At 41.4% G+C, this 21,944-nt stretch carries 16 protein-coding genes; 4 read left to right on the forward strand and 12 right to left on the reverse strand.

The genetic code is table 11. From position 1 onward, the window contains the following. Positions 1-214 precede the first annotated feature (214 nt). Positions 215-430 (reverse strand): hypothetical protein, encoded by a 216-nt coding sequence (locus AACZ87_RS06025; protein WP_339865793.1) that lies wholly within the window; start codon positions 428-430, stop codon positions 215-217. A gap of 452 nt (positions 431-882) precedes the next feature. Between AACZ87_RS06025 and AACZ87_RS06030 the strand changes: the two genes are divergently transcribed. The 3 genes from AACZ87_RS06030 to AACZ87_RS06040 all read left to right on the forward strand — a co-directional run bounded on the left by AACZ87_RS06030 (position 883) and on the right by AACZ87_RS06040 (position 3,671). After that, complete coding sequence (locus tag AACZ87_RS06030; protein WP_339865794.1) at positions 883-1,293, forward strand: MauE/DoxX family redox-associated membrane protein; 411 nt, start codon at positions 883-885, stop codon at positions 1,291-1,293. A gap of 1,642 nt (positions 1,294-2,935) precedes the next feature. Then, complete coding sequence (locus tag AACZ87_RS06035; protein WP_339865795.1) at positions 2,936-3,175, forward strand: hypothetical protein; 240 nt, start codon at positions 2,936-2,938, stop codon at positions 3,173-3,175. A gap of 220 nt (positions 3,176-3,395) precedes the next feature. Further along, entirely contained in the window at positions 3,396-3,671 is a 276-nt protein-coding gene (locus AACZ87_RS06040; protein ID WP_339865796.1) for a hypothetical protein, read from the forward strand. Positions 3,672-3,731: 60 nt separating this feature from the next. Here AACZ87_RS06040 and AACZ87_RS06045 read toward each other — a convergent pair whose 3' ends face one another. The 5 genes from AACZ87_RS06045 to AACZ87_RS06065 all read right to left on the reverse strand — a co-directional run bounded on the left by AACZ87_RS06045 (position 3,732) and on the right by AACZ87_RS06065 (position 10,668). Then, complete coding sequence (locus tag AACZ87_RS06045; protein ID WP_339865797.1) at positions 3,732-5,054, reverse strand: RagB/SusD family nutrient uptake outer membrane protein; 1,323 nt, start codon at positions 5,052-5,054, stop codon at positions 3,732-3,734. A gap of 60 nt (positions 5,055-5,114) precedes the next feature. Further along, the gene (locus AACZ87_RS06050; protein ID WP_339865798.1) at positions 5,115-8,309 is read right to left on the reverse strand and encodes a SusC/RagA family TonB-linked outer membrane protein; all 3,195 of its coding nucleotides are present in this window, start codon (positions 8,307-8,309) and stop codon (positions 5,115-5,117) included. Continuing rightward, positions 8,306-8,707: a carboxypeptidase-like regulatory domain-containing protein gene (locus AACZ87_RS06055; protein ID WP_339865799.1), complete on the reverse strand. Its 402-nt coding sequence runs from the start codon at positions 8,705-8,707 to the stop codon at positions 8,306-8,308. The genes AACZ87_RS06050 and AACZ87_RS06055 overlap by 4 nt, the downstream gene beginning before the upstream one ends. Then, positions 8,704-10,362 carry a hypothetical protein gene (locus AACZ87_RS06060; RefSeq protein ID WP_339865800.1) on the reverse strand — a complete coding sequence of 553 codons (1,659 nt, stop codon included), beginning with the start codon at positions 10,360-10,362 and terminating at the stop codon, positions 8,704-8,706. Before AACZ87_RS06060 ends, AACZ87_RS06055 begins: the two co-directional genes overlap by 4 nt. 96 nt (positions 10,363-10,458) lie before the next feature. Further along, entirely contained in the window at positions 10,459-10,668 is a 210-nt protein-coding gene (locus AACZ87_RS06065) for a hypothetical protein (protein WP_339865801.1), read from the reverse strand. A gap of 639 nt (positions 10,669-11,307) precedes the next feature. Between AACZ87_RS06065 and AACZ87_RS06070 the strand changes: the two genes are divergently transcribed. After that, entirely contained in the window at positions 11,308-11,862 is a 555-nt protein-coding gene (locus AACZ87_RS06070; RefSeq protein ID WP_339865802.1) for a hypothetical protein, read from the forward strand. Positions 11,863-11,893: 31 nt separating this feature from the next. Here AACZ87_RS06070 and AACZ87_RS06075 read toward each other — a convergent pair whose 3' ends face one another. The 6 genes from AACZ87_RS06075 to AACZ87_RS06100 all read right to left on the reverse strand — a co-directional run bounded on the left by AACZ87_RS06075 (position 11,894) and on the right by AACZ87_RS06100 (position 21,886). Next, positions 11,894-13,531, reverse strand: coding sequence for a hypothetical protein (locus AACZ87_RS06075; RefSeq protein WP_339865803.1), 1,638 nt, complete (start codon positions 13,529-13,531; stop codon positions 11,894-11,896). A 148-nt stretch (positions 13,532-13,679) separates the two neighbouring features. Beyond that, positions 13,680-14,687: a hypothetical protein gene (locus tag AACZ87_RS06080; protein WP_339865804.1), complete on the reverse strand. Its 1,008-nt coding sequence runs from the start codon at positions 14,685-14,687 to the stop codon at positions 13,680-13,682. 51 nt (positions 14,688-14,738) lie between these two features. Further along, positions 14,739-15,251, reverse strand: a complete 513-nt coding sequence (locus AACZ87_RS06085) for a hypothetical protein (protein WP_339865805.1) — start codon at positions 15,249-15,251, stop codon at positions 14,739-14,741. A 1-nt stretch (position 15,252) separates the two neighbouring features. Next, positions 15,253-16,434, reverse strand: coding sequence for an ImmA/IrrE family metallo-endopeptidase (locus AACZ87_RS06090; RefSeq protein ID WP_339865806.1), 1,182 nt, complete (start codon positions 16,432-16,434; stop codon positions 15,253-15,255). Positions 16,435-17,011: 577 nt separating this feature from the next. After that, positions 17,012-19,663, reverse strand: a complete 2,652-nt coding sequence (locus AACZ87_RS06095) for a hypothetical protein (protein ID WP_339865807.1) — start codon at positions 19,661-19,663, stop codon at positions 17,012-17,014. Between the two features lie 987 nt (positions 19,664-20,650). Beyond that, entirely contained in the window at positions 20,651-21,886 is a 1,236-nt protein-coding gene (locus AACZ87_RS06100) for a WcaI family glycosyltransferase (protein ID WP_339865808.1), read from the reverse strand. Positions 21,887-21,944: the final 58 nt, after the last annotated feature.

The raw sequence follows: 21,944 nt of genomic DNA on the forward strand, positions 1-21,944 counted from the left end.
GTGTCACAGGAAGTATTTTCCGTGAATGCATCACGACAATAACGCGGATCTAATTTTCAGGAAGAATTGTAACAGCAATCGGTACAGGCTTATTGCAAGTAGCCTGGTTTAAAAACATGTCTATTTTATTTCAGCATTTTATGCATTTACCGGATCGTCATTCCGGTGGGACAATCCCAATCTAAGCGGGTTTCATCAAAGATGGAACCCGTTTTTAATTGATTTTATTCCTTAAGATCAGAGAAAACCCCAGATCACTGACGGGGATACCATGAAAGTCAGCAAACTCCTGAAAAGTAATCAGTTGATGCTTCAATTTTCCGTAATGCTCCCTCACTCTTTTCATACAATAATATGCGTACGATCTACTCCTTCCGGTCAAAACCATGATATCCTGAGCATAGATGATTCTTCTTTCTGTAAGTATCATTGAATGTTCAGCAAATAGATAACAATGGCATGGCAAAATCATCGTTGCCAACACCCACCTAAGCACTCCCGGGATAAACTAAAAAAGGCCTTAATAAAACTAAATTAGAAATAATTTCTAATAAAAAAATATTTAGTCAGTTTTTTATTTCTTAATATTCAATTGACCATGCTACCAAGCTTAAAAATAAGCACAAAGCAAAACTTCCTTTGGAAGATGTGTTATGAAGAGGTTAAACAGAGATTTCTCTTACGGCTAATAAACGAACCCCCGTTTGAAGTTTTTACATGAATTAATAAACCCTTAGTTAGGGTTTAATTCCTAACCTATGGATAGTTTTCTCCTTTTTAAAAGTGACATTTTTCGACCCAAAGTCTATAAATATTTGCGATTCGTCCCAGAATCGGAAAAAACGCAAAAAAGCTTATGAATATGTTAAGAAATTATCGGCCATGAAAAGACTAGTCAGCTATACTCCACAATTGGTTCTTGTATTAATTTGGACCTACACGGGATTTGATAAGCTGATCCGATTTGGAGCTAGTAGAAACGCGTTCCATAACCAAACATTCCCTGCGGAGCTGGCAGAAATCCTGGCATTTGCAATTCCGATCACTGAGTTGCTACTCGCCCTGCTCCTGCTCTTTTCGGTAACGCGTTGGTGGGGATATATGGGAAGCATTCTACTGCTTACTGTATTTCTCACTTATGTGGGACTGATCTGGGTGGGGGCTTTCCCGAGGGTTCCCTGTAATTGTGCGGGGATTTTAGAGAGTCTGGGATGGGCGGAGCATTTTATTATTAATGTAGTGTGTATTGGTGTGGCGGTGTGGGGGTTGAAGAATTTAAAATTTGAGAATTAGAAATTTAAAATGAATGGGAGGTTGGAAGTTGGGAAGCAGGGAAGTTGGGAGGGAATTTAGAATTTAAAATGAATGAATTTAAAATTTAAAATTGGGTGAGAAGATGCCCGGTGTTGGGTGTGCCCCCCTACCCCTGAAGGGGAGAATGGTGTTTGGATGTCGAGAAGTTCGAATGATGAATATCGAATGATGAATGATGAAGTTAGGGGCAGTCAGGAGAAAGCTATCAGATGGCGGTGGGCGGTGGGCGGTTGGATAGTGTGAAAACCCCAGAGGGGTGACAACTTTGTAGCGCCGGATTTTAACCCGGTGTTTAAGGATGTAATTGTTAACCAGCGCTGGCCCAAGAGCATCATTCGGAAACGAAGATTAAGTGCCAGCAAGATAGAGATGGATAGTTAGTTGGAGGCAGGAAGTTGGGAAGCAGGGAAGTTGGGAGGGAATTTAGAATTTAAAATGAATGAATTTAAAATTTAAAATTGGGTGAGAAGATGCCCGGTGTTGGGTGTGCCCCCCTACCCCTGAAGGGGAGAATGGTGTTTGGATGTCGAGAAGTTCGAATGATGAATATCGAATGATGAATGATGAAGTTAGGGGCAGTCAGGAGAAAGCTATCAGATGGCGGTGGGCGGTGGGCGGTTGGATAGTGTGAAAACCCCAGAGGGGTGACAACTTTGTAGCGCCGGATTTTAACCCGGTGTTTAAGGATGTAATTGTTAACCAGCGCTGGCCCAAGAGCATCATTCGGAAACGAAGATTAAGTGCCAGCAAGATAGAGATGGATAGTTAGTTGGAGGCAGGAAGTTGGGAAGCAGGGAAGTTGGGAGGGAATTTAGAATTTAAAATGAATGAATTTAAAATTTAAAATTGGGTGAGAAGATGCCCGGTGTTGGGTGTGACCCCCTACCCCTGAAGGGGAGAATAGTGTCATGTAATTGATCTATAGATAAAGCCTGCCGTAGGTAGGCAATATGGATAGCCCAGGGTTTTAAACCTGGGTTTAAATGATATAATCGTTAAACAGCGCTGGCCCGAGAGCATTATTCGGAGACGAAAGCCTGACGCCAGCAAGATGGAAAGGAGAAATTATTTAGTCTACGTTCTCTGAAAATAATTAGAATAAACTTCGGATTGGAAATCCTACGGTAATGGTTCGGGATTACAAATCCCGAACAGCAGGTGTCCAGCTTCTGGACAAGCAGGACAACAGGAGATTGGGAAAGTCACAGTAGACAGTGGCAGTGGGAAGGGCAGTCAGGAGACTGCAGCATTCAAAGCACAAGTCTGAAGACTTGCGCTAAATGGGTCTGTGTGGACACAGACCATGGAGTGAGGACAAAGACCATGGTGCAGAGGTTGTGCCCCCCGACCCCTGAAGGGGAGAATAGTGTCATGTAATTGATCTATAGATAAAGCCTGCCGTAGGTAGGCAATATGGATAGCCCAGGGTTTTAAACCTGGGTTTAAATGATATAATCGTTAAACAGCGCTGGCCCGAGAGCATTATTCGGAGACGAAAGCCTGACGCCAGCAAGATGGAAAGGAGAAATTATTTAGTCTACGTTCTCTGAAAATAATTAGAATAAACTTCGGATTGGAAATCCTACGGTAATGGTTCGGGATTACAAATCCCGAACAGCAGGTGTCCAGCTTCTGGACAAGCAGGACAACAGGAGATTGGGAAAGTCACAGTAGACAGTGGCAGTGGGAAGGGCAGTCAGGAGACTGCAGCATTCAAAGCACAAGTCTGAAGACTTGCGCTAGATGGGGCGAAGAATATGAAATTGTCTGTGAGGACAAAGACCATGGTGGAGACATAGACCATGGTGAAGGCGCGCCTTTAGAACGAAACCTGCGAGGTCTTGAAGACCTCAAAGGTTAAAAAAAGGGGCGGCTGCTGAAGACCGCCCCGCAGCCCGAAACTTTGCAAGAATGGGCTGCAAAAAATAAGAATGGGAATCCATCCCTCGAAGAGGCCAGAGCTCGAGGCTGGTCTGCGCTGATGAATTCCTGAAAGGGAGATGCCGAAAACCCTTTTCAGAGTAGGCAAACAACCAAAAACGGTTTCCCTGTTTTTGATCTGTTAAAAAACAGGCATTGTTATGAATAGTTTAACTAAAAGATTACCGCTGTTTGCCTTTATGCTGGCAGCGTTTGCAGCGTTTGCATTTACTTCTCCAGAAGACGTTCAAACAGATGTCTATGGATTTGACGGAGAACATTGGTATCTGGTAAATCAACCTCCCGGACCGGGCACCTACAACTGTGTAATGGACACTGCGCCTGGATGTCTTTATGAAGAGATAGATGGTGATCCAATTGATCCAAATACCAACCGAAAATTCCAAAACAACGGACTAACTCCGATTGAGAATTAGTAGATCAAACTTCGAACGAGTGAGAGCCTTGAACCTGTGGTCCAAGGCTCTTTTTTGTACTTAGCGGTTTCCCAATTCTATTTCATACGGAGGAAGCTCCAAAGTATATTGATCGGCAGATGACAAACTATATACTGTTCCGTTTATCTCTCTGGTAGCCTCTAAACCAGATTCTAGCTCCTTTAGCCTTTTCATATCATACCATCGAAGTCCCCTGAACACCAACTCTTTTCTCCTCTCCTCCAAGACTAATTCCAATGCCTTTTCTTCCTCCAGCTCAATCCACTCCTCGAAATCGCTATATCGTTTTGCACCCAATGCATTTATATAAGCAAGTCCATTATCAACCTCACCCAGTCGAATGGCCGATTCTGCTGCCACCAAGTAAGCTTCTGCCATACTGATTCCTGTAAACAGGTTAAAGTCTCCTGTATATGAACCTTTAAACAAGGGTAATCCAGACTGATCGAGAGTAAAGAATAGTGACTTTCTCAAGTCAGACTCTCCATACATGCTGTACAAATCAGGATGGATGAAAGTGGCGGCGCTGGCGGTCACAGGGAAACTGCTGGTCATGCTATAGAATAGTGTTTCTGTATTAAATAGGCTGAAAGGATAAGAAGAGGCACTATCCAAGGTACTATAGTCCATTAATTCTCCTTTTTGCTGCACTACATAAGTTGCAGAATTGTAAGCCTCCTGCCATTCCCCTTCATACAGGTAGATTCGCGCGAGAAAGGACTTTGCTACTGACTTATCCGCTCGGGTTTTGTACTGCGCCTGATCCGGCAGCCTGGTAAATGCCTCTTTCAAATCTGCTTTTGCCAATTCCAGTACTTCGTAAACATTCAACATTTCCAGAGTGGCATTGATGTCAGATTTCAAATTGACTGGAATACGTGTTTCGTTCGCAAGTGCAGAATTGGGGGAAGGCAAAAACAACTGAGCCAATTCAAACATGGCTCTAGCCCTTAAAGCTAACGCTTCTCCGATCAGGACACTGTTTCCGGAATCTGAGGTATCATCAATTTTCTCCAGAATATCCAAGCTCACATTCCCGTAAAACACCCTGCCATGAAGACTTTGGTAATCCCCGGACCGTTCATTGGGTTCGAAGACTGACTTCTTCCATAAGTAGGCATTCTGTTCCCAAGGATTCAAGGTTTCCCAGTTTTGGGATGTAGTCACCCAATCATCTGCGAGAATAAAGGATATCAGCGAATTTGCATTCAGAAAACTATATGAGTCCAATAAAGCCCGCACATCATCCACCGTAGCAGGTACTACCAGAGATTTCTGAGGCTTTTCATCCAAATAATCCTGACAGGAATAGCTGATGAGAACACTGATGCAGCATAGTATATTAATACAGTATTTTTTCATGTGTTTATAATTTGATTTTTAAAGGCCATATCCCAGCCCGTATTCTTATTTATTGATCACCTAAAAGTCAATCCTCATCCCAAGCGCAAATGATCGTAAGGGCCGGGAGGTCTGAAAGTCAGGATCAAGTGCATCATCGGAAGCCTTCCACAGGATACCGAGATTGCTGGCGTAGGAGTACAACTCAGCCGAGTGAAAGGGAAGCCTAGGCTTACTTGCACTGCTTAGCGTATATGAAAATCGCACATCATTCAATCGAATATGGTCGCCTTTCTCAACCAAGGCTCCGGAATTCATATAGAAGTTGTTTCTTCTAGTATCAGATGAAGCTGGGAGTGATGGCACCTGAGTCCATTCCTCATCTCCGGGTTGCTGCCACCTGCGGTCGTAATCCCCATGCCCAATGGTTCCACGCAGCAGTGTGTAATAATTGATAGATTCCCGGGAATAGTAGTATCCAAAGCGATAGGAAATATTCACCGATAATGCAAAACCTTTGTACCCAAAATCATTTCTGAATGCCCCAAAACTGGTAGGCCGTGCCGGCCCATGGTATTGCAGGTTTTCTATAGTTGCTTCCCTGGAAATCGCCAGGTAATCATTGCTAGCTTCTCCGTCCACGAATCCTCGGGGATCACCCGTATCAGGATCCAATCCCGCCCATTTGTAACTGTAAATACCATACAGCGGACGACCTGCATACGGATAAGGCATACTGGTATTTGCCATTGCCAAGAAATTGCTAACCGTGGGTAGTTTTTCAAAGTCCGTCACTTTTTCATTTACTCCGCTGTAGAACAAATTACTGGTCCATTGAAAATCATTTCTAAACCATCTGACTGCCAATGAAAGGTCCGCGCCATTGATCCGGCTTGCAGCGAAATTCCCGGTAAAGTTGGTGTTTCCCGTAGCAGCTTCCACCGAATAGTCCCCCAGCAGATCGCGAGAATCCTTGATGTAGTATTCTATGGAACCTGCGAGAAAACCATTTTGGGTTTCCACATCCAATGCAAGATTTGTGGTCTGAATCTTTTCCCAGCTTAATCCTGGATTGGGAGGATTTACTATCCCTGAAGCGGTCAACTGGGGCAAAATATCCCAGGGAAGAAATGTAATGTACCTGGCTGTAACAGCTGATGAAAGACTTTTATCGACATTTCCACTCACTCCATAAGTGGCTCTTAATTTTAGAAAAGGCATCTTTGGAAAGTCCGCAAATTTCTCATCGGATAAAATCCAGCCAGCACCCATTGACCAAAGCGGAACCCCTCTTTTATTGGACTCTACCCCGAATATATTGGCCTGGTCCTTTCTGGCACTTAGGGTAAGAAAATACCTGTGCTTCAAGTCATAGCCCACATTGGCGTAATAGGAAATAAAACGGTCCACTCTCCCACCATGTGAATCTTCTGAGGGAATGCTCGCCTGCTGGCCTGGATTATAAAACAATGGAAAACGACTCACCAAATCCACAGGTAAACTGATGCCAGTATCGTCACGATAGCCATAATATGCAGTTGAGCTGTTCAGTCCCTGAAGATCACGGATCTCCATTCCAGCAATTGCATTGAGAAAGTGTGTGCCTTCCCAGTCCTTTACAAAGCTCAGTTGGGGGCGGAAGGTATGGGAATAGGTATCTGATTGCCCCAGGTTCAACACTTCCCCTTGGGGCAGCGGATAGGTGTAATTTCCATCGTCACCGATCTGGGTATATTTGTTGATTAAATCCCGTGTGGCAAAAAGCGAAAGTGGATCCCGGTCCCTGGTAGTATTAATGTTCTTCCAGTATTGGTAGAATACCCCCAGTTTCAGTTCAGAGGTAATAGAATACTGAATGGAAGGACTCACCCGGATATCATAGGCTTGCGTACGGTGATCCAACTGTCCTATCTCATTTAAGGGCCGGAATTCCCAATCCAGCAAGCCCAACTCAGAGACTGAATTTATAAATCTGGTACTGTAAAACTTGGCAATAGGGAGTGGGTTGTCCTGCTCGTCAGCAAGCCTGTCGTAGGCGTATCCGCCCGGAATTTCAGTACCTACCAAAGAATTCTGATTTGAAATATTCAATGAAATACCCACCTTCAATTTATCCGAAAGAGTTTGCCATTCATCACCCATAGCCAAGGTCCAACGGTTGTTACTGTTACCTACAATGCCTGACCGAATCTGATCGTATCCAAGTGATACCTGGTAAGTATGGGAATCACTTCCTCCTGATAATGAAAGCGAATACTGCTGGCTGATTCCAGACTGCAAGTAATACTCATTTACATCATTTCGGAGATCGGATTGCCTGTAAAGTTCAAGCAGTTGATCTGCCTGCTCCCCTGTGAGCAGCCCGTCGCGTTCTGCAATCAGGGTTTCTACCGTTGGAGAAAGACTGGGTTTATTCGAGTTTCTTTCCAGACTACGGTAGAAGTTGCTGGAAAACAGCTGCTCCTCAATTCCAATAAATTCGGGTATGGACATTTGAGGTACATAATAGAGGTCCCGTGGTTCGGTCAGGGTGACATTGGTATTGAAGCTGACTTTTAAGGGCTGACCTTTTGCTCCTTTCACTGTTGTAATTACGATCACCCCATTTCCTGCCCTCGCTCCCCAGATAGAGGCAGCCGCCGCATCCTTCAACACCGTAATGGAGGCCACATCATTGGGGTTTATATTTTCCAAAGGTCCGTCATAGGGGAAATTATCGACAATAATCAATGGTGAGGTATCAGAAAATATCGTGCTGCGGCCCCGGATGGTAACCGGTTCATTGACAGCCTGTTTCCCTCGGTTAAAAATGAGTCCCGGTGTCACATCTTCCAGGCGGTCCAGCACCGAGGTACTCACCCTTCGCTGGACGAGCTGGCTGTCCAAATATGAAAAAGAACCTGTCGCACGCTCCTTGGGCAAGGATTGATACCCCGTGGAGACAATTTCTACCGTATTGAGCTCTGTCTCGGACGAAGTCAAGCGTATAAGCAAGGGCTCAGATAACGGAAGTGTAATTTCCATTTCCATGGTTTTCATCCCTATGTAGGATACTACCAAGGTATAGTTAACCTCAGCAACCTCAAGCTCAAATTCCCCTTCCTCATTGGTAATCGTCCGGTACTGGGTATCCTGTAAATAGATCAGTGCACCGGGAAGGGAAAGTCCATCCCTGTCGGTCACTGTACCGCGGAGCGTAGCTAGTGTTTGTTGGTAGGCCTGACTTTTTCCTATGGAAATAGCCAAGACCAGTAAAATCATACTAATGTATTTCATGGCTGTGTGTGATGTAAAGTGATAGATTGATTGGCGTATCCAGCTTGTATGCTGTCCAGCATCTCATGAAGCTGCCGGGGTGCCAGGCGATGCAGGCTCTGAAAGCGGACCTTGGAATCCGGACCTACAATCATTTTTTGTGGGATTTCCATGGTTTTCATCCCTATGTAGGATACAACCAAGGTATAGTCAACCCCAGCAACCTCTAGCTCAAATTCCCCTTCCTCATTGGTAATGGTCCGGTACTGTGTATCCCGTAAATAGATCAGTGCCCCGGGAAGGGGAAGTCCATCCCTGTCGGTCACTGTACCGCGGAGCGTAGCTAGTGTTTGTTGGTAGGCCTGACTTTTTCCTATGGAAATAGCCAAGACCAGTAAAATCATACTAATGTATTTCATGGCTGTGTGTGATGTAAAGTGATAGATTGATTGGCGTATCCAGCTTGTATGCTGTCCAGCATCTCATGAAGCTGCCGGGGTGCCAGGCGATGCAGGCTCTGAAAGCGGACCTTGGAATCCGGACCTACAATCATTTTTTGTGGGAATGCCTCTATCCCATAGCGGGAAAGCACCTCACTGTCAGCTACTGCCTTCAGGTTTAAAAACTGATCGGATGTGTATTTGCCAGTGCGAAGGCTATTGCGCCAGCTGTCCTCCCCGGAATCGGCATTTATGGTGACCAGTATAATGTCGGAGGCTTCCGAAAAACCTGACTCCTCAGCTAGCAGCCCTTTCAGGGGAGTCAAAACAGTCTGATAGTCATCGACACAAAATTTGCATCCGGAAATCCAGTAATGGATCAGCAAGGTCTTACCGCTATAATCAATAAGGTCTACTGATTTTCCCTGCTCGTCGTATAGCCCCCCTGAAAGAAAACCGCCCAACTGAACTTCCTTAAGCGAGATCAACTGCTCCTTGATCCAGGATGTCTCAACAAAAGCGATGCTTCTATCGAGTGTTGTGGACAGGTTATCACCAAACTTATTGTAATTGCCTAGCACGTAGTTACCTATCATCGGGTCCTTCAAACGTGCTGGATAAGTATCCACCACCCCGAAAAAGTCCTCCTTTTTCATTTTAGCTTCAACCAGTGCCAGACCTACCGCCCCTTCAATCAATAAGGGATGTGAAGCCCCCAAGCTCTCCATATGTAGATCTGCAGCCCAACCCAGAAGTTCAGCTTGCTTTGCCGGTGATTCCTTTAAATGATCCAATGCGAATTCAGCCCGGTTTACTCCCTGCTTCAACATCGTCCCAACTACTCTGGCTTCCAGAAGCTGGTATTCAGTAGCCGTAAGAACATCCTTAAAACGCTGTACAACCTTCCAAGCTGGATTTTGGGTAACAGGAATACTTAGATATTCCTTGAGGTATTCCCAACCTGTTTCAGCAGGAACCAACACCTTAAGCTTGACATACAGGTCGTCAGGTTTCTGCAAGGCACGTCTATAACGCTCGCCTGAACTGGAATTCTCAAATAATCCTTCGCTTGTACCTGCAAGCAGGAGGGGATCAGAATTAAACTTGGATTCGGCAACTGCCTGATCCAAATAATACTGGGTGCGGTAGAAGTCAGCCTGGGGACCTCCGAAAAGCAGCATTCCTGAGCTCTGATCAAACCGGATCCTTACCCTGTCCAAGCCCTTAAAATTCCAGTTCCGGATCAAATCTACCTTCCCGGCAGATAGGGAAAAGTACCCCTGATCTACTTCTTCTGGAAGATAGCAGGTGAAAACTGTCATATTCCCACTTCCTTCAAAAAAGGTCCCCTTGTGTCCTACCAAGGGAATGGTATGTCCGGGAGAAATGGCGGGCGAGCTGCTAAGCATTTTTTCCCAATACGTCAATACCAGGGTATCGATCCCGCTGGCAGCAGGTATTTCCAGATAGAGCATCCCTTCCAAGCAAGCAGAAGAGCTTGCGCCCTCCTGCCCTGGGATGCCGGAGTAATCAACCAAATCAGTCTCCGGAGGTGAATCAGCAACCTGTGCTGTGGTGGTGCTTGTGGGAAGACATAGGTATCCCAGTAAGCAGATGAGTAGTGTTTTTTTCATGAGCTTTTTGTTTGTATTGCTGGATGTCCGGTGACCGATGACCAATGTTCGAAGACGGAAGTGAGTCCACAGTCGACAGACCACGGTCAACAGCAGTCAGTGGTCAGTGAGCAGTGAGCAGTCGCAGTAGGCAGAAGACCAAAGTGTGTCAGGCTGAGCGAAGTCGAAGCCCATTTTCTCCAATTTCCAATCTCTGACTTTTGCTACTTGATACTTGCTACTTGATTCTTTGTACTTGGTACTTTGTACTTGGTACTCAAATACAGACAAAGCAATCCCACCTCGCTCCCACCGAGCAACCAGCAATAGTTTTAACTAAGAAATAAATGTGTAAGTAGTAACCGATCTGCTCAGGGCTGTGCACCTCCCCTTTCACGGTCATGGCCGGAACCCTTAAATCGGATTCTTGGGCTTCAGGGGATACAGGCGATCTACCGCGGTGATGCCGAGTTCCACTGGTAATAGATAATGTGTAATAGGTAGAGAACTAACTGACCCGCTTACCAACCAAGCATAACCTCCCACCCTGTGAATCCTACAGGCTACTGTCTGCAACAGAAAAGGAAGAAAATCAATCATGCTCGTTTTCATTAGTAATGAAAAATGGTAAAACGAGTCTTTATCACGATAAAAATGGAGCACCATAGCTTGGGCACCTACTTCTACCGTATCACAAGGTTCCGACACCTTAGGGGCAGTATCGATAGGGCCCAAGAGCTATAGTGCATACGAAAGTACGCAAAATAATCCCTTGAGCATTAACCTACCGTCTCCCCCCTTTTCAAATTTGTCGGAATTTGTGATGGAGACTCTTTTGATTAATACCAAGAAAATTCTGAAATGTGTATTTACTAATTCAGAATAATCAAATATATCGATTTTAAGTACAATACAAAACTTTACTGATATAAAATGTACTAGAAATTATTCATCGATTTGCTCACTATGAGCGAATTAGATAAAAAAAGAGCAGATACACTCTCTGATAATGTGGAAATCTTAATGGAGATATCCGACTTAACTATCGAGGGAATAGCAGAATTTGCAGATATCTCAAGAATTACAGTAAATAGAGCTATTCTTAAGATGTCCAATATTTCTCCTGCAATTGTGCTTAAAATAGCAAATGCTTTTAACCTAACATCAAATGAATTAACGAATTCACATTTAACTAGGACAGAACATATTGCTGAATTGAAGAGCTTGTTAATATTCAAACAGAAAAATTTGCAGAACTTCAATATTCTCACATCTGAATCAAAAAAACATAATGCTCACTTATTCGTGAAAAATGAACTTCAAAAGGATGACTTCTACTTGAAGGAACGAAAAATGAAGGAAATAACTGAAAGGCTAAAAAAAAGTGAAAACTTCCAAAAAGAATTTACTAAAGCAGCCTTAGAGCAAAGTGTAAAAAGAATCTTTGCTGAAGAAGAGTTTTTAAAAGTTCCTAGGAAAAGTAAGAATGGAAAGGTATTCTACTATAAAGTTGAGAAATAGATTAGAATTTATCTTTTGATAATAGTGAATGTTAGCTGCTTTTAATAAAGTCAAAATAAGGATGATTTACTGATTGTGTTGATCCATCTTTAGTTTCAATTTTGAGTATCGGATACGGAGAATATCCATTGAAGAATTCAGATAAATCTGAAAGAGTAATTGCCCAAAAGTTGCCCACAAACATATAAAAGGTTGGTGTATTTATCAGAAAAATACCTTGAACGGAATAATCTTTAAGCTCAATTGAATGATCATTACAATTAAAGTGATCCTCTATCCGCAGTAGATTATCCTTCGCCCAGTTTTTCTTTCTCTCCAGTTTAGGTTCATAATCTCGTGTGAAGTTTGAAAAGTCGTTTCTGTAACCAATTCCTTCATATCTGGCTCTATTATACTTTACCTCAGCAACGAACACAGTTTTTAATTTTTTAGAGATTATAAGAAAATCAATTTCACCACACTCTTGAGTATCAATTCTAATATTTTGACCACTCTTTGTCTTAAGAGATTTTAAATTCCGATGATAAATGAGTTCATTATCGGATAAGATTTTTTCGATTTTATCTTCAAGTATGCGATCATGCTCATCGGCTTTTTTGCTCATGAAACGTTGTATGCACTTGTTTGATTTCCAATCAGAAAGCATGGCATTCCAGTGAAGAGCATTCGTGGATAAAACAAGCATGCTCTCAGCAAACTTCTCCTTGCCAATTAATGCTCTTTCCTCGCCATCGATATTGTAAACTAATATAGGTCTGAATAAATATCGGTCGGTTGAGTATGGTTTAAGAATTGCATCAAAAATGCTTAATTTATTAGTTCGTTTTAATGATAATCCATCGTAGAATTGATTTGCCAAAAGAATATCTAACTTAAAAATCGACACAAGATTCAGTGGAAGGACATAAGGTTCTATTGTTTGAAGATCTGGATCTTCTGGGTTATGATGTTTTTTAATTTCAAATATTAAACCAACTGCAGTTTTATAGTCAATTCCAAAACTCTTGCTTACTTGGTCAACAAGTTCTTGTGTCGCTTTGTCATCATAAGTACCTCCAGAATAGTTTTGACCGAGCCTTGGGAAAAGAAAATTATAAGCTGCACCGTAATGTTTTTGCCAATCAATTTCTATTAAGCTTTCTTCATCAAAAGATATCACATGGCAGTTGTTAATCATTTTTTGAAAGGCAATCATATCCGCAAAGCCGTAAATCCAAGTACCTATATAAATTAGATCTTGAATGATATTATTCATTTCGAATAACTCACCTTGTGTTGGGAATTTGCTAGATTCCAAATCAATTTCGCATCCTTGTTCTAAAATTAGCTTTAAAATTCTCCGATAAATTGAAAAGTCATTTTCGGTTATATTCTCACTATTTATCTTAAAACCCTTTAAGGTTTCGTAGTATATTTTGATTGACTCCTCATGAAGCAAAAAAACATATCGGAAAAATATGAACTTGGTTTGCTTCTGAACCAGTGAATTGAATTCAGACGCCAAGAAATCAAAACAGTCTAAAAGTATATTCTCTACAACTTTGTGCTCAGTAAAAGAATTATTACCATACCTCTCAATAATATAACCTGATAAGGTTCCCCAATATTTGGCTCTAGATCCGTATTCATAACTTAATACTGAATGTCCATTGATATACTCTCTTGCCATTACTAGTAGTTTGTTCGTTATCTGATTTTAATTTCTTTCATTTTCTTATTCCCTTTTCCTCCTGATTATCCATTTGAGGAGGCAAGAAAAAATATGATTTGAAATAGCAAGAGTGCAATAAAACCTAGTTGCTGTGTCTAGCTATTCATTATTCATTTAAGTCAATGAGCTCGCAAATATTCTGATAATTTAATCCTGAGTACGATAACCTAGTATTCAGCTTTTTGCTCTTAAATTCAAGTTTTTTAAACCAACTTGGTTCTTCTGAGCTATAATGTTTCCTTTTTGTTGAAGTGTAAAAGCTATTTTCAATGTAAAATTGCATTTTCTCGATTTCTCCTTCTCTAATTCGCTTTCTCACATTTTCGTCTATTTCAAACGCCTCAATAAAGGGAACAGAAATACTGCTAATAAAAAAGTGATTTTCTGGAGTCTTTCCATTAGTCAAGTTCGTTTCGTCAACATAGTTAGCACCTTGGGTCAGAATTGCATAAGAACTTATTTCAGTATCATTTTTTATTTGAGTCATTAACTGATAAACAGTTTTTATTAACTTTTCAGGCTGATATTTTGAGAGGTTAGAATTCAAAGTCCAACCTGATTTTATTATAATGTTGTCGGCACATGTAAGAAATGTTAGATCTTTATTCTGATCGGAAAATTTATCTACAATTGATTTTATAGAATTTAATTTTGCTGAAGGAAATTCACCGTTTTCATTCAGCAAACTTCTTATTCCAACGAAATCAATTAGGACATAAGCAGAGTAAATGCTGCTTCTAAGGTTCCTAAACCACTTCTGGTCTACTACAATATAAGGTCTTTTCTCGGAGGGAAATACTTTGAAAGCTGTCTTGAAGAACTTTGTAGGTAGTGATTTTGAGATTGTATGGAAGCGTGAACTTCTGTCAAGCAGAATGGTAATATTTAAATGTGTTTCGGTAACTGATGAAATACTGCAGGGGATATAATCCATAAGTCCGTTTGGATGTACCCATTTTTCGTAATCGCAATCAGATGCAAGAAATTCAACCCATTGATTTTCTATTTTCTCCAAATTGTCATCACTTACTAAAAAGCTGTCTTTGTATAACGGAACATCTGTTATTTCATAAAATTCGATATGATCAGTGTGTGATTTTAAACTATCTAACATGTTGATCTGTCAGTCATTTATTTGTATTCATCTTTCATTTCTTGAGCTTTCTCACTCGTCATGATATCCAAGCTCTTTGTTTTTATCTCTTAGCAGGCTATACAGCTCAAAGTAATTTCTACTTTCGAAAGCCCATTTGGTAATCAGGTTCATGATCTCCTCCATATCCTGTATATACCCCATTCTGCTGTCGGCATGACGGATTCCTTTTTTATCCAGCTTCTTACCACGGGTCAAGAAGATTTTCTTCTCTTCCCGGATGACTTCTCTCGCAGATTTGTATTTGTCTCCCTCGGGCAAGAATTTCTTTAAGAGCTTCTCAACTCCTTTATAATACACATCGTACTTTTGTTCTGGATCATCAGGGATATGTCCCAAAACAAATTCCTTCAGTTCATTTTGCGATTTTAGGCCACCAAGTTCATCGAGGACCAGTTGTTCCCCGGTTTTGGCATTTGCTTCAGAGAGGATTTCTTCAATCTCTCTTTGCCTTTTTTCTTTTTCTAGCCTCTTTTGCTCCTCTGACTTTTTCTGCTGTTCCTTATCGTTGCTTTCTTCACTCATATTAAACCAGTTCTAAATTATTTTTGATCTCCAATACTATTTCACTTACCGTCTCTTTATTAAATGGCATCGCATTTATCTTGCTTACTGATTCATCCAGTCCCGGGTCATATTTGTGAAATGCCGGCCAATAGGAAGGGTTGTCATAGCAGTAAAAATTGTATATCAAGCAGGGATGGATATCCCATTCTTTCGCATATTTCTGTACCACAAAATGGTTGGAAATGGTGGGAATGATGAATTTATATCTCTCTTCAGGCAAAAAATACCTTCTGGCGAAATCATCTGCCTCTTCTTCATTGTCAAGCCATAAATCAGCTTCGCCTGTCAGATGGAAGGATCGGGTTTTTATCTCCTCCAAGTGGTATAGTGCATGAAACAATTCGTGCATTAGCGAGAACCAAATAGTCCCATACCTTTTAAACAGGTCTGTAATGATAATGCATGGTTTGTTATTCACCACGAAGGTGGCTCCCCTTACTTGAGTTTGAGGAATATGCCTTTGAAAAATCACCGTAACCCCTGCATGGTACAATGCTTTACATACTGTAAAGAAACCATCCCTCTCGTTTCGGGTAAAAGGCTTTATTCGGCTGATTAGCTGTTTTAATCTTTCCCGGTCAAACTCATGAGGATTATTGATATCCTCAAACTGTGCATAGGCAACCTTAATCCAAAACGCTCTTTGCTTTTCACTAGCGGATATCTTTGATTTACTGAAAGCAACCCTAGTAAGGATTTCATCCTTGTATGCAAAGATGTTTTTAAGGCCAAAAAAAGCAACAATCCGTTCCTCGATTTCCGCCATATTCTTTATATCATTAATAAACCCAAGCTTTTTAAGGCCAGCTAAGTCGAAATTCTCAAAAATGAACTTTGCTTTTCTTGTCCTGTTTAATTCTTTGGTTTTTTCAGCCGTATTCTGATTTAGATAGAGCTGAATTGTTTTCTCGACATCAAGATCAAGGAACTCACCGATTTTGAGAAGCTTTATAGTATCGACTTGCTTGGCATCATTGTCCAAAATCGGCTCAATGGATTTTTTGTCCATTTCCAATGCATCGTAAGCCTGGGATTTGGTTATATTCAGCTGTTTGATTCTTTGTTCGAATAATTCTCTTAAAGAAGGTAGTTCTTCACTTCTGAATATATTTTCTAATAATTTATCAATATCGCTTTTCATGAGGTAATTTTACCTTTAATACTTGATTAAAATCAATAGGGTTAAAACAAATATAGGAAAATTTTCCCATAAAAAATTATCAGATAAAATTTTGTCAATCAGAATTCATCGGCGTGTGAGAGCTGTAAATTCAATTGACTTTAAAAAATATCAAGATATCAATTTATCGAATTGTCCGGACTGGCCTTAAAAACCTCATTGCACCTATTATTCAACCTCTCCATATTTATCGCAAAGGTGAAGTATCAATTGATTTTTGGATCTTATCGTTAATAGCTGGTATTCAAGTGTTCATCTGCTTTGAAGGAATGGAAATTATGCTTAGTCATAAAGTAAGGATAGAAAAAAAGCCCTTCTCCAACTTATCAAATTCCCTCTTCCCTTACGTATGCGGCCCAGGCTCTACAGGAGAGTGCCTGGCCCAATATTCAAATCCCAGGTATGAGGTGATTCGGGAGCAACTCTATAAAGAAAGCTAGGGTGATGAAGGTTATAGGTAGTTCAGAAGTAATAACTCAACCCCTAGAATTCTATGAATACTTTCAATAGACTAGACCAGGAAAAAGACGCCCAAAACTTACTGCAATACCAGTAATGATCCTGTTTTCCTTTCCTCGATTCCATAAGGGGGGTTACGAAGAATAACTACAAAAGCATAATTTCCTACTGGAACATACTGGCCGTTGAATTTGCCATCCCATATAAAAACCGGAGCTTCTATGGGTACATTATTGGTAGAGACATGGTGAATAAGTTCCCCCTGCCGGTTTAATATAAACAACTCAGCGTCCGTAATATCTTCACTTATAATAACCCTGAAATTCTTTTGTGGGTTTCCCAGAATCATGGCATTGGGAAAGACCACCTTGAAATCGCAGACATCATGAGTGCTAAAGTTTTCCAGCAGAATACAGCCTTCCGCTGTTGTTACCCTCAACTGATATTTACCAATTTTATATGGTTTAAAGAGTCGCTGATTAGATACCAATTGATCACCAAAATACCACTCATATTCGTCATATTCACCTGGATCTATAGGAGGAATACTGTTGTTTTTTGAACAGACAGGGTAAAGGAGATCTAGATCCGGTGCCGGGTAAGGTTCGGAAACCTCAACTTGGATTAGATTCCTACCAACTTCACAACCTAGTTTGGTATAAGCTACCGCTTCATACGTTCCACTCTTATAGACATGTATATCAAAAAGCTCATTCAACGAGTCTAGTTCTGCACGTGCGCCTGATTCATCATAAAATATCCACTCAGTACGTAAATCAATTTCCGGATTAGTAGTCAAAGATATGAAGACCGCTTCCCTATCGTCACAGCTTTTACTTAACTCCAGGTCCATGGGAACTTGCGTGATGGGAGCTTTAACCTCAAATTCCGAAGGTACAGTAGTACAGAATCCACTTGAAATAGGCTCTACCGAAAGAGAGAATCCCCCTTCAGAAGGAGGGTAAAACTCCATGCTTCTACCTAAAATAGTCCCTTCAGAATCGAACCAGCGTATACTTACTTCACTAGCTCTGATCCCTTCCAATTCTGCCCGGTACCTTATTGGATCAAAGCACTTTTCCTCTATCAACACCGGAGTAAATGAAAACGGAGAAAGTAAGTTTGCTGTGAATTCCACTCTTTTGGGACAAAGAGTGGAATTCCCATCCGAAGGCTCCGCTAACAGGGTATAATTACCCGCTTCAGTTAAAGTAAACCCTTCTCCGGTTTTTAAAGAATGCAGTTCCCCATTAGGAAAAGTTAAAGTAAATAGCAGTTCATCGCTTGTTTCGGGAATAAACAGGTACGATTCACAAATGTTTATGGTTGAAGGAACGCTTACTACTACCTGAGGCTGATCAAGTATAGTAAAAGATTCTATGGGGTAGGTGCAGTTGCCGATTGTAATTTCAAGCAGGTAATTTCCGGCATTCAGATCTATGTCGAATTTTCCATCCACAGGAATTGCTCCAGATGCAACTACTCCCTCTTCTGAGGAGAGTATGCGAAACATTCCATCTTCTATTGGCCCGGCTAGTGCTACACTAAGATTGCCAGGTATTATTTCCTCTATAGCGCAGGTTTCATCTATTTGGCTTAAAACAAGATCTGGCCCAGTTTGAGGAGTACTGGACCAATCCTGTGATTTCAGCTGTACCAGTTTATTGGTGGCGCAGCCATTTTGCAACAGTTGTACCAGGTAAACTCTTGGTTTAAGATTGTCAAATGTAAATACCTCCCCTGCCGCTATATCCTGTTTATAAAAATCCAGTTCTGGAATGGAAATCGATTCTAAATTCGACATTACCAATACCTGCATGCTACCGTTAGGATTATCACATTGCTCAGGTTCATCTAGAAGTCTGATTTCAACCTGGGGAGCTTGTATTATTTCAAATTCAGTTTTTCTTTCTGAAGGGCAATCAGGAAAATCAAGGCTTGGGACACTAAAGCTTACTTCATAAATTCCTGGGCCGGACAGATCAGAAGATAAAAGTTCAAGCTCATAAGCATTTCCCAAGCTGATTTTATTTGATTCTGATTTTTTACGGATAAACCATTCCCCAGACAAGGGAATATCTGTGGTAAATAGAACACTTCCACCTTCACAGATTTTCGCCTTAGATTTAAGAATCTGAAAATCTATAGCAGGACCTACATACGTAGTCCCATTTACCGTGCAGGTCTTACTATTGTTATCATTATTAAGATATAATTCCACCAAATAAATACCCGGAGAATTAACGATTAATACATTGCCTGTTCCTAATACATTTTTATCTATATCCCTCCAGATTATGGAGTAATTCCCTAGGTTGGGCGTAGCTGGGTCCAGTGCAGTTAGAATTACCGGATTGTCACCGCACAGCAAATAATCCGATTGCAATGCAATTTTATCCGGGCCTTTTTGAATGGTAACATTCATACGGCTCTGATAAAAATCAGAATTTGTCCCACGCCGAATTTTTATGGATACGACATAGTCCCCAGCATCATTAAACACCACTTGGATAGTTTCAAATTGCTGTCCTCCGCTATTACTAAAAATTTCCTCTCCAGCTGAATCGGTTACAGTCCATTCATAAACGTCATCAGTACTTCCTCCCGCACTATAAGTACCAATTGTCCTTCCGAGTACCAAGCACAGGTTAGCATCACCGACTAACTCTGGTGTGTTATGCTTGGCATATGTTATGCCTATTGTATTGGCTTTATTGCCCTGGGATGACAATTCTAAAGGTAAGAGTATACCAACCAGTATGAATAGATATAGGGCAGCAATCTTCCCAAAGGGAAATTGTTCTTTTCGTTTCAACTTGAAATGGCGAGGGTGATCTGCAAAGATACCGCCAATCCCCTAAACCATTGTCATTTAGATATATACAGCATTTAACACCCTATATAAACCAAAAAATATAAGATTATTTGCTATTTATATTTTCAAACTAAATTACGTAACAAAGAATCTCATTATACCTAATGATGCCAGTAATTAAAGACTGTTTGTAGAAAGCAACAGATAATCGTTCACTGACGAGAGTTCCCTGTCCACAGCACGTTGAAAGCTTCCAATGTTAGAAATTCATAAAACGGGAACTATGGGATATGCAGCTAAAGAACAAATGGTAGTCTGAAGATTGCATTATCCTAGGTCTAAGTCATGAGACTTAGACCAGAGGGGGATTTAGACCAGATGGGAGCTTTTTCCTCTTGTTCTTTTGGCTTAGCCCAAAACCAAAAGACCAAGACCCCAGCAAAGCAACTCCTGCAAGCCAGCCACCTGGCTCGCTGCTACATCCTTCCGGCGGACCCTCACAAGAAGCCAAGTTTCTAACTAATGACGTTCCTTCCAGTTGGTATTAAATAATGAAACAGCGTGATGCAGAATGACCCAGTGACCACAAAGTGGTCTAACCTTTCTATAGCCCTAGGTAAGGAGGTACGACGCAACCTGGGGTTTTAAGGATGTATTCGTTCACCAGCGCTGGACCAAGATCATTTTTCGGAGACGAAGATTCAGTTCCAGCAAGATGAAAACGGAATTAGCAGGTAGCAGTTGCCAGTCTGAAAACTGCAATACTTTGGATCCAAGTCTCACGACTTGGACCAGATGCAAGCTTAAACCACAGATGGGGTTGAAACAAGAAAAGGGAAGCAGCAGCTTCCCTTTTCTTGTTTTACAGGTTATTGTAAACTTAAAAAATCATATGATCAATGATTAGCGGTTTATACCCTTTAGTAACTTCTCCTCAAAGCTACCCAGTACCGCATCTTTTGCAAGAAAATTTTGAGCGTACTCCCGTGCATTTTGTTTGATTTTTTCAGAGTCCCCATTATCTAGACAAGCAACAATTCCTTGGTATAAGTCTTCTATGGATCCAGGATCTATCAGTACTCCCATATTGTATTGGTGCACCACATCGTATAAGCTGGTACCTTCCACCGCTGTTATCAAAGCGAGTCCGCCCGCAGCCAGAATTCCTGTCAACTTGGAGGGCATGACTAAATCCGAAGCCTCTTTCTTTTGCAAAACCAGATGCACATCGGCAATAGCAAGTAATCTGGAAAGGTCTTCGTAAGGCTGAAGAGGAAAGAAACGAACATTATCCAGTTCCATCTCAGCAGCAGCTTCTTCCAGACGCTTCTTTGCTCCACCTGTTCCTACTATGACAAATTGAAGGTCTTGCTGTCCCTTGAATCTCAATGCCGCATCCAGGATATATTCCAACCCCTGCTTCTCCCCCATATTCCCGGAATAGAGTATCACCTTATCTGTTAGGTTCAATCCGAATTTTTGTCTCAAGGACTCTTCCTTGGAAAGTGGGGTAATAAAATCCGAATCGACCCAGTTAGGAAACAGCCATTGTTTGGATCGAGCGATTCCCTTTGCGGCAATTTTCCGCTCCATACCTAGGCTGATGGTACTGACAACATCACTTTGCTGAAAGTAAAACTTCTCAAAGGCAAACATCAGGTTGATTAGGGATTTATTTTTGATAAGTCCTAAATCATTGACCACATCCACCTGTAGATCCTGCACATGGCTGATCAACTTACTTCCTCTAAGCCACTTCACCAATAGCGGATAGATAGTCAGGTGAAAAGGAGGATTCAGGCAGATCACATAATCGTATTTCTTTTTAAAAATCTCTTTCAGCCAAACTGGAAATATTCCTGCCAGAAAAGAGATTTCATGAAGGATCTTTTTCTTGGCTGAGGGATCCTCGGGAATGTAAAGCGGGCAGCGTTCTACCCTCACGCCACCGATAATTTCAGTTTTCCATGAATATTTGGGATAACCATCTGCCAATTTCCACTGTGGATAATACGGGTGGGCTGTGACCACGGTCAGCTGATGACCTTGCTTAGCCAAATAAGAACACATTTCTCCAGTGTATTTGCCTATACCTGTGAGATCTGGGGAATAATTGATTCCGAAAACTAGTACTCGCATGAATTAAGTTAAAAGCGCAGTTTGGTCAACCTGAGCGAAGTCGAGGGTAAGGAGTTAA

The sequence above is a fragment of the uncultured Algoriphagus sp. genome, from assembly GCF_963974365.1.
GTDB lineage: Bacteria > Bacteroidota > Bacteroidia > Cytophagales > Cyclobacteriaceae > Algoriphagus.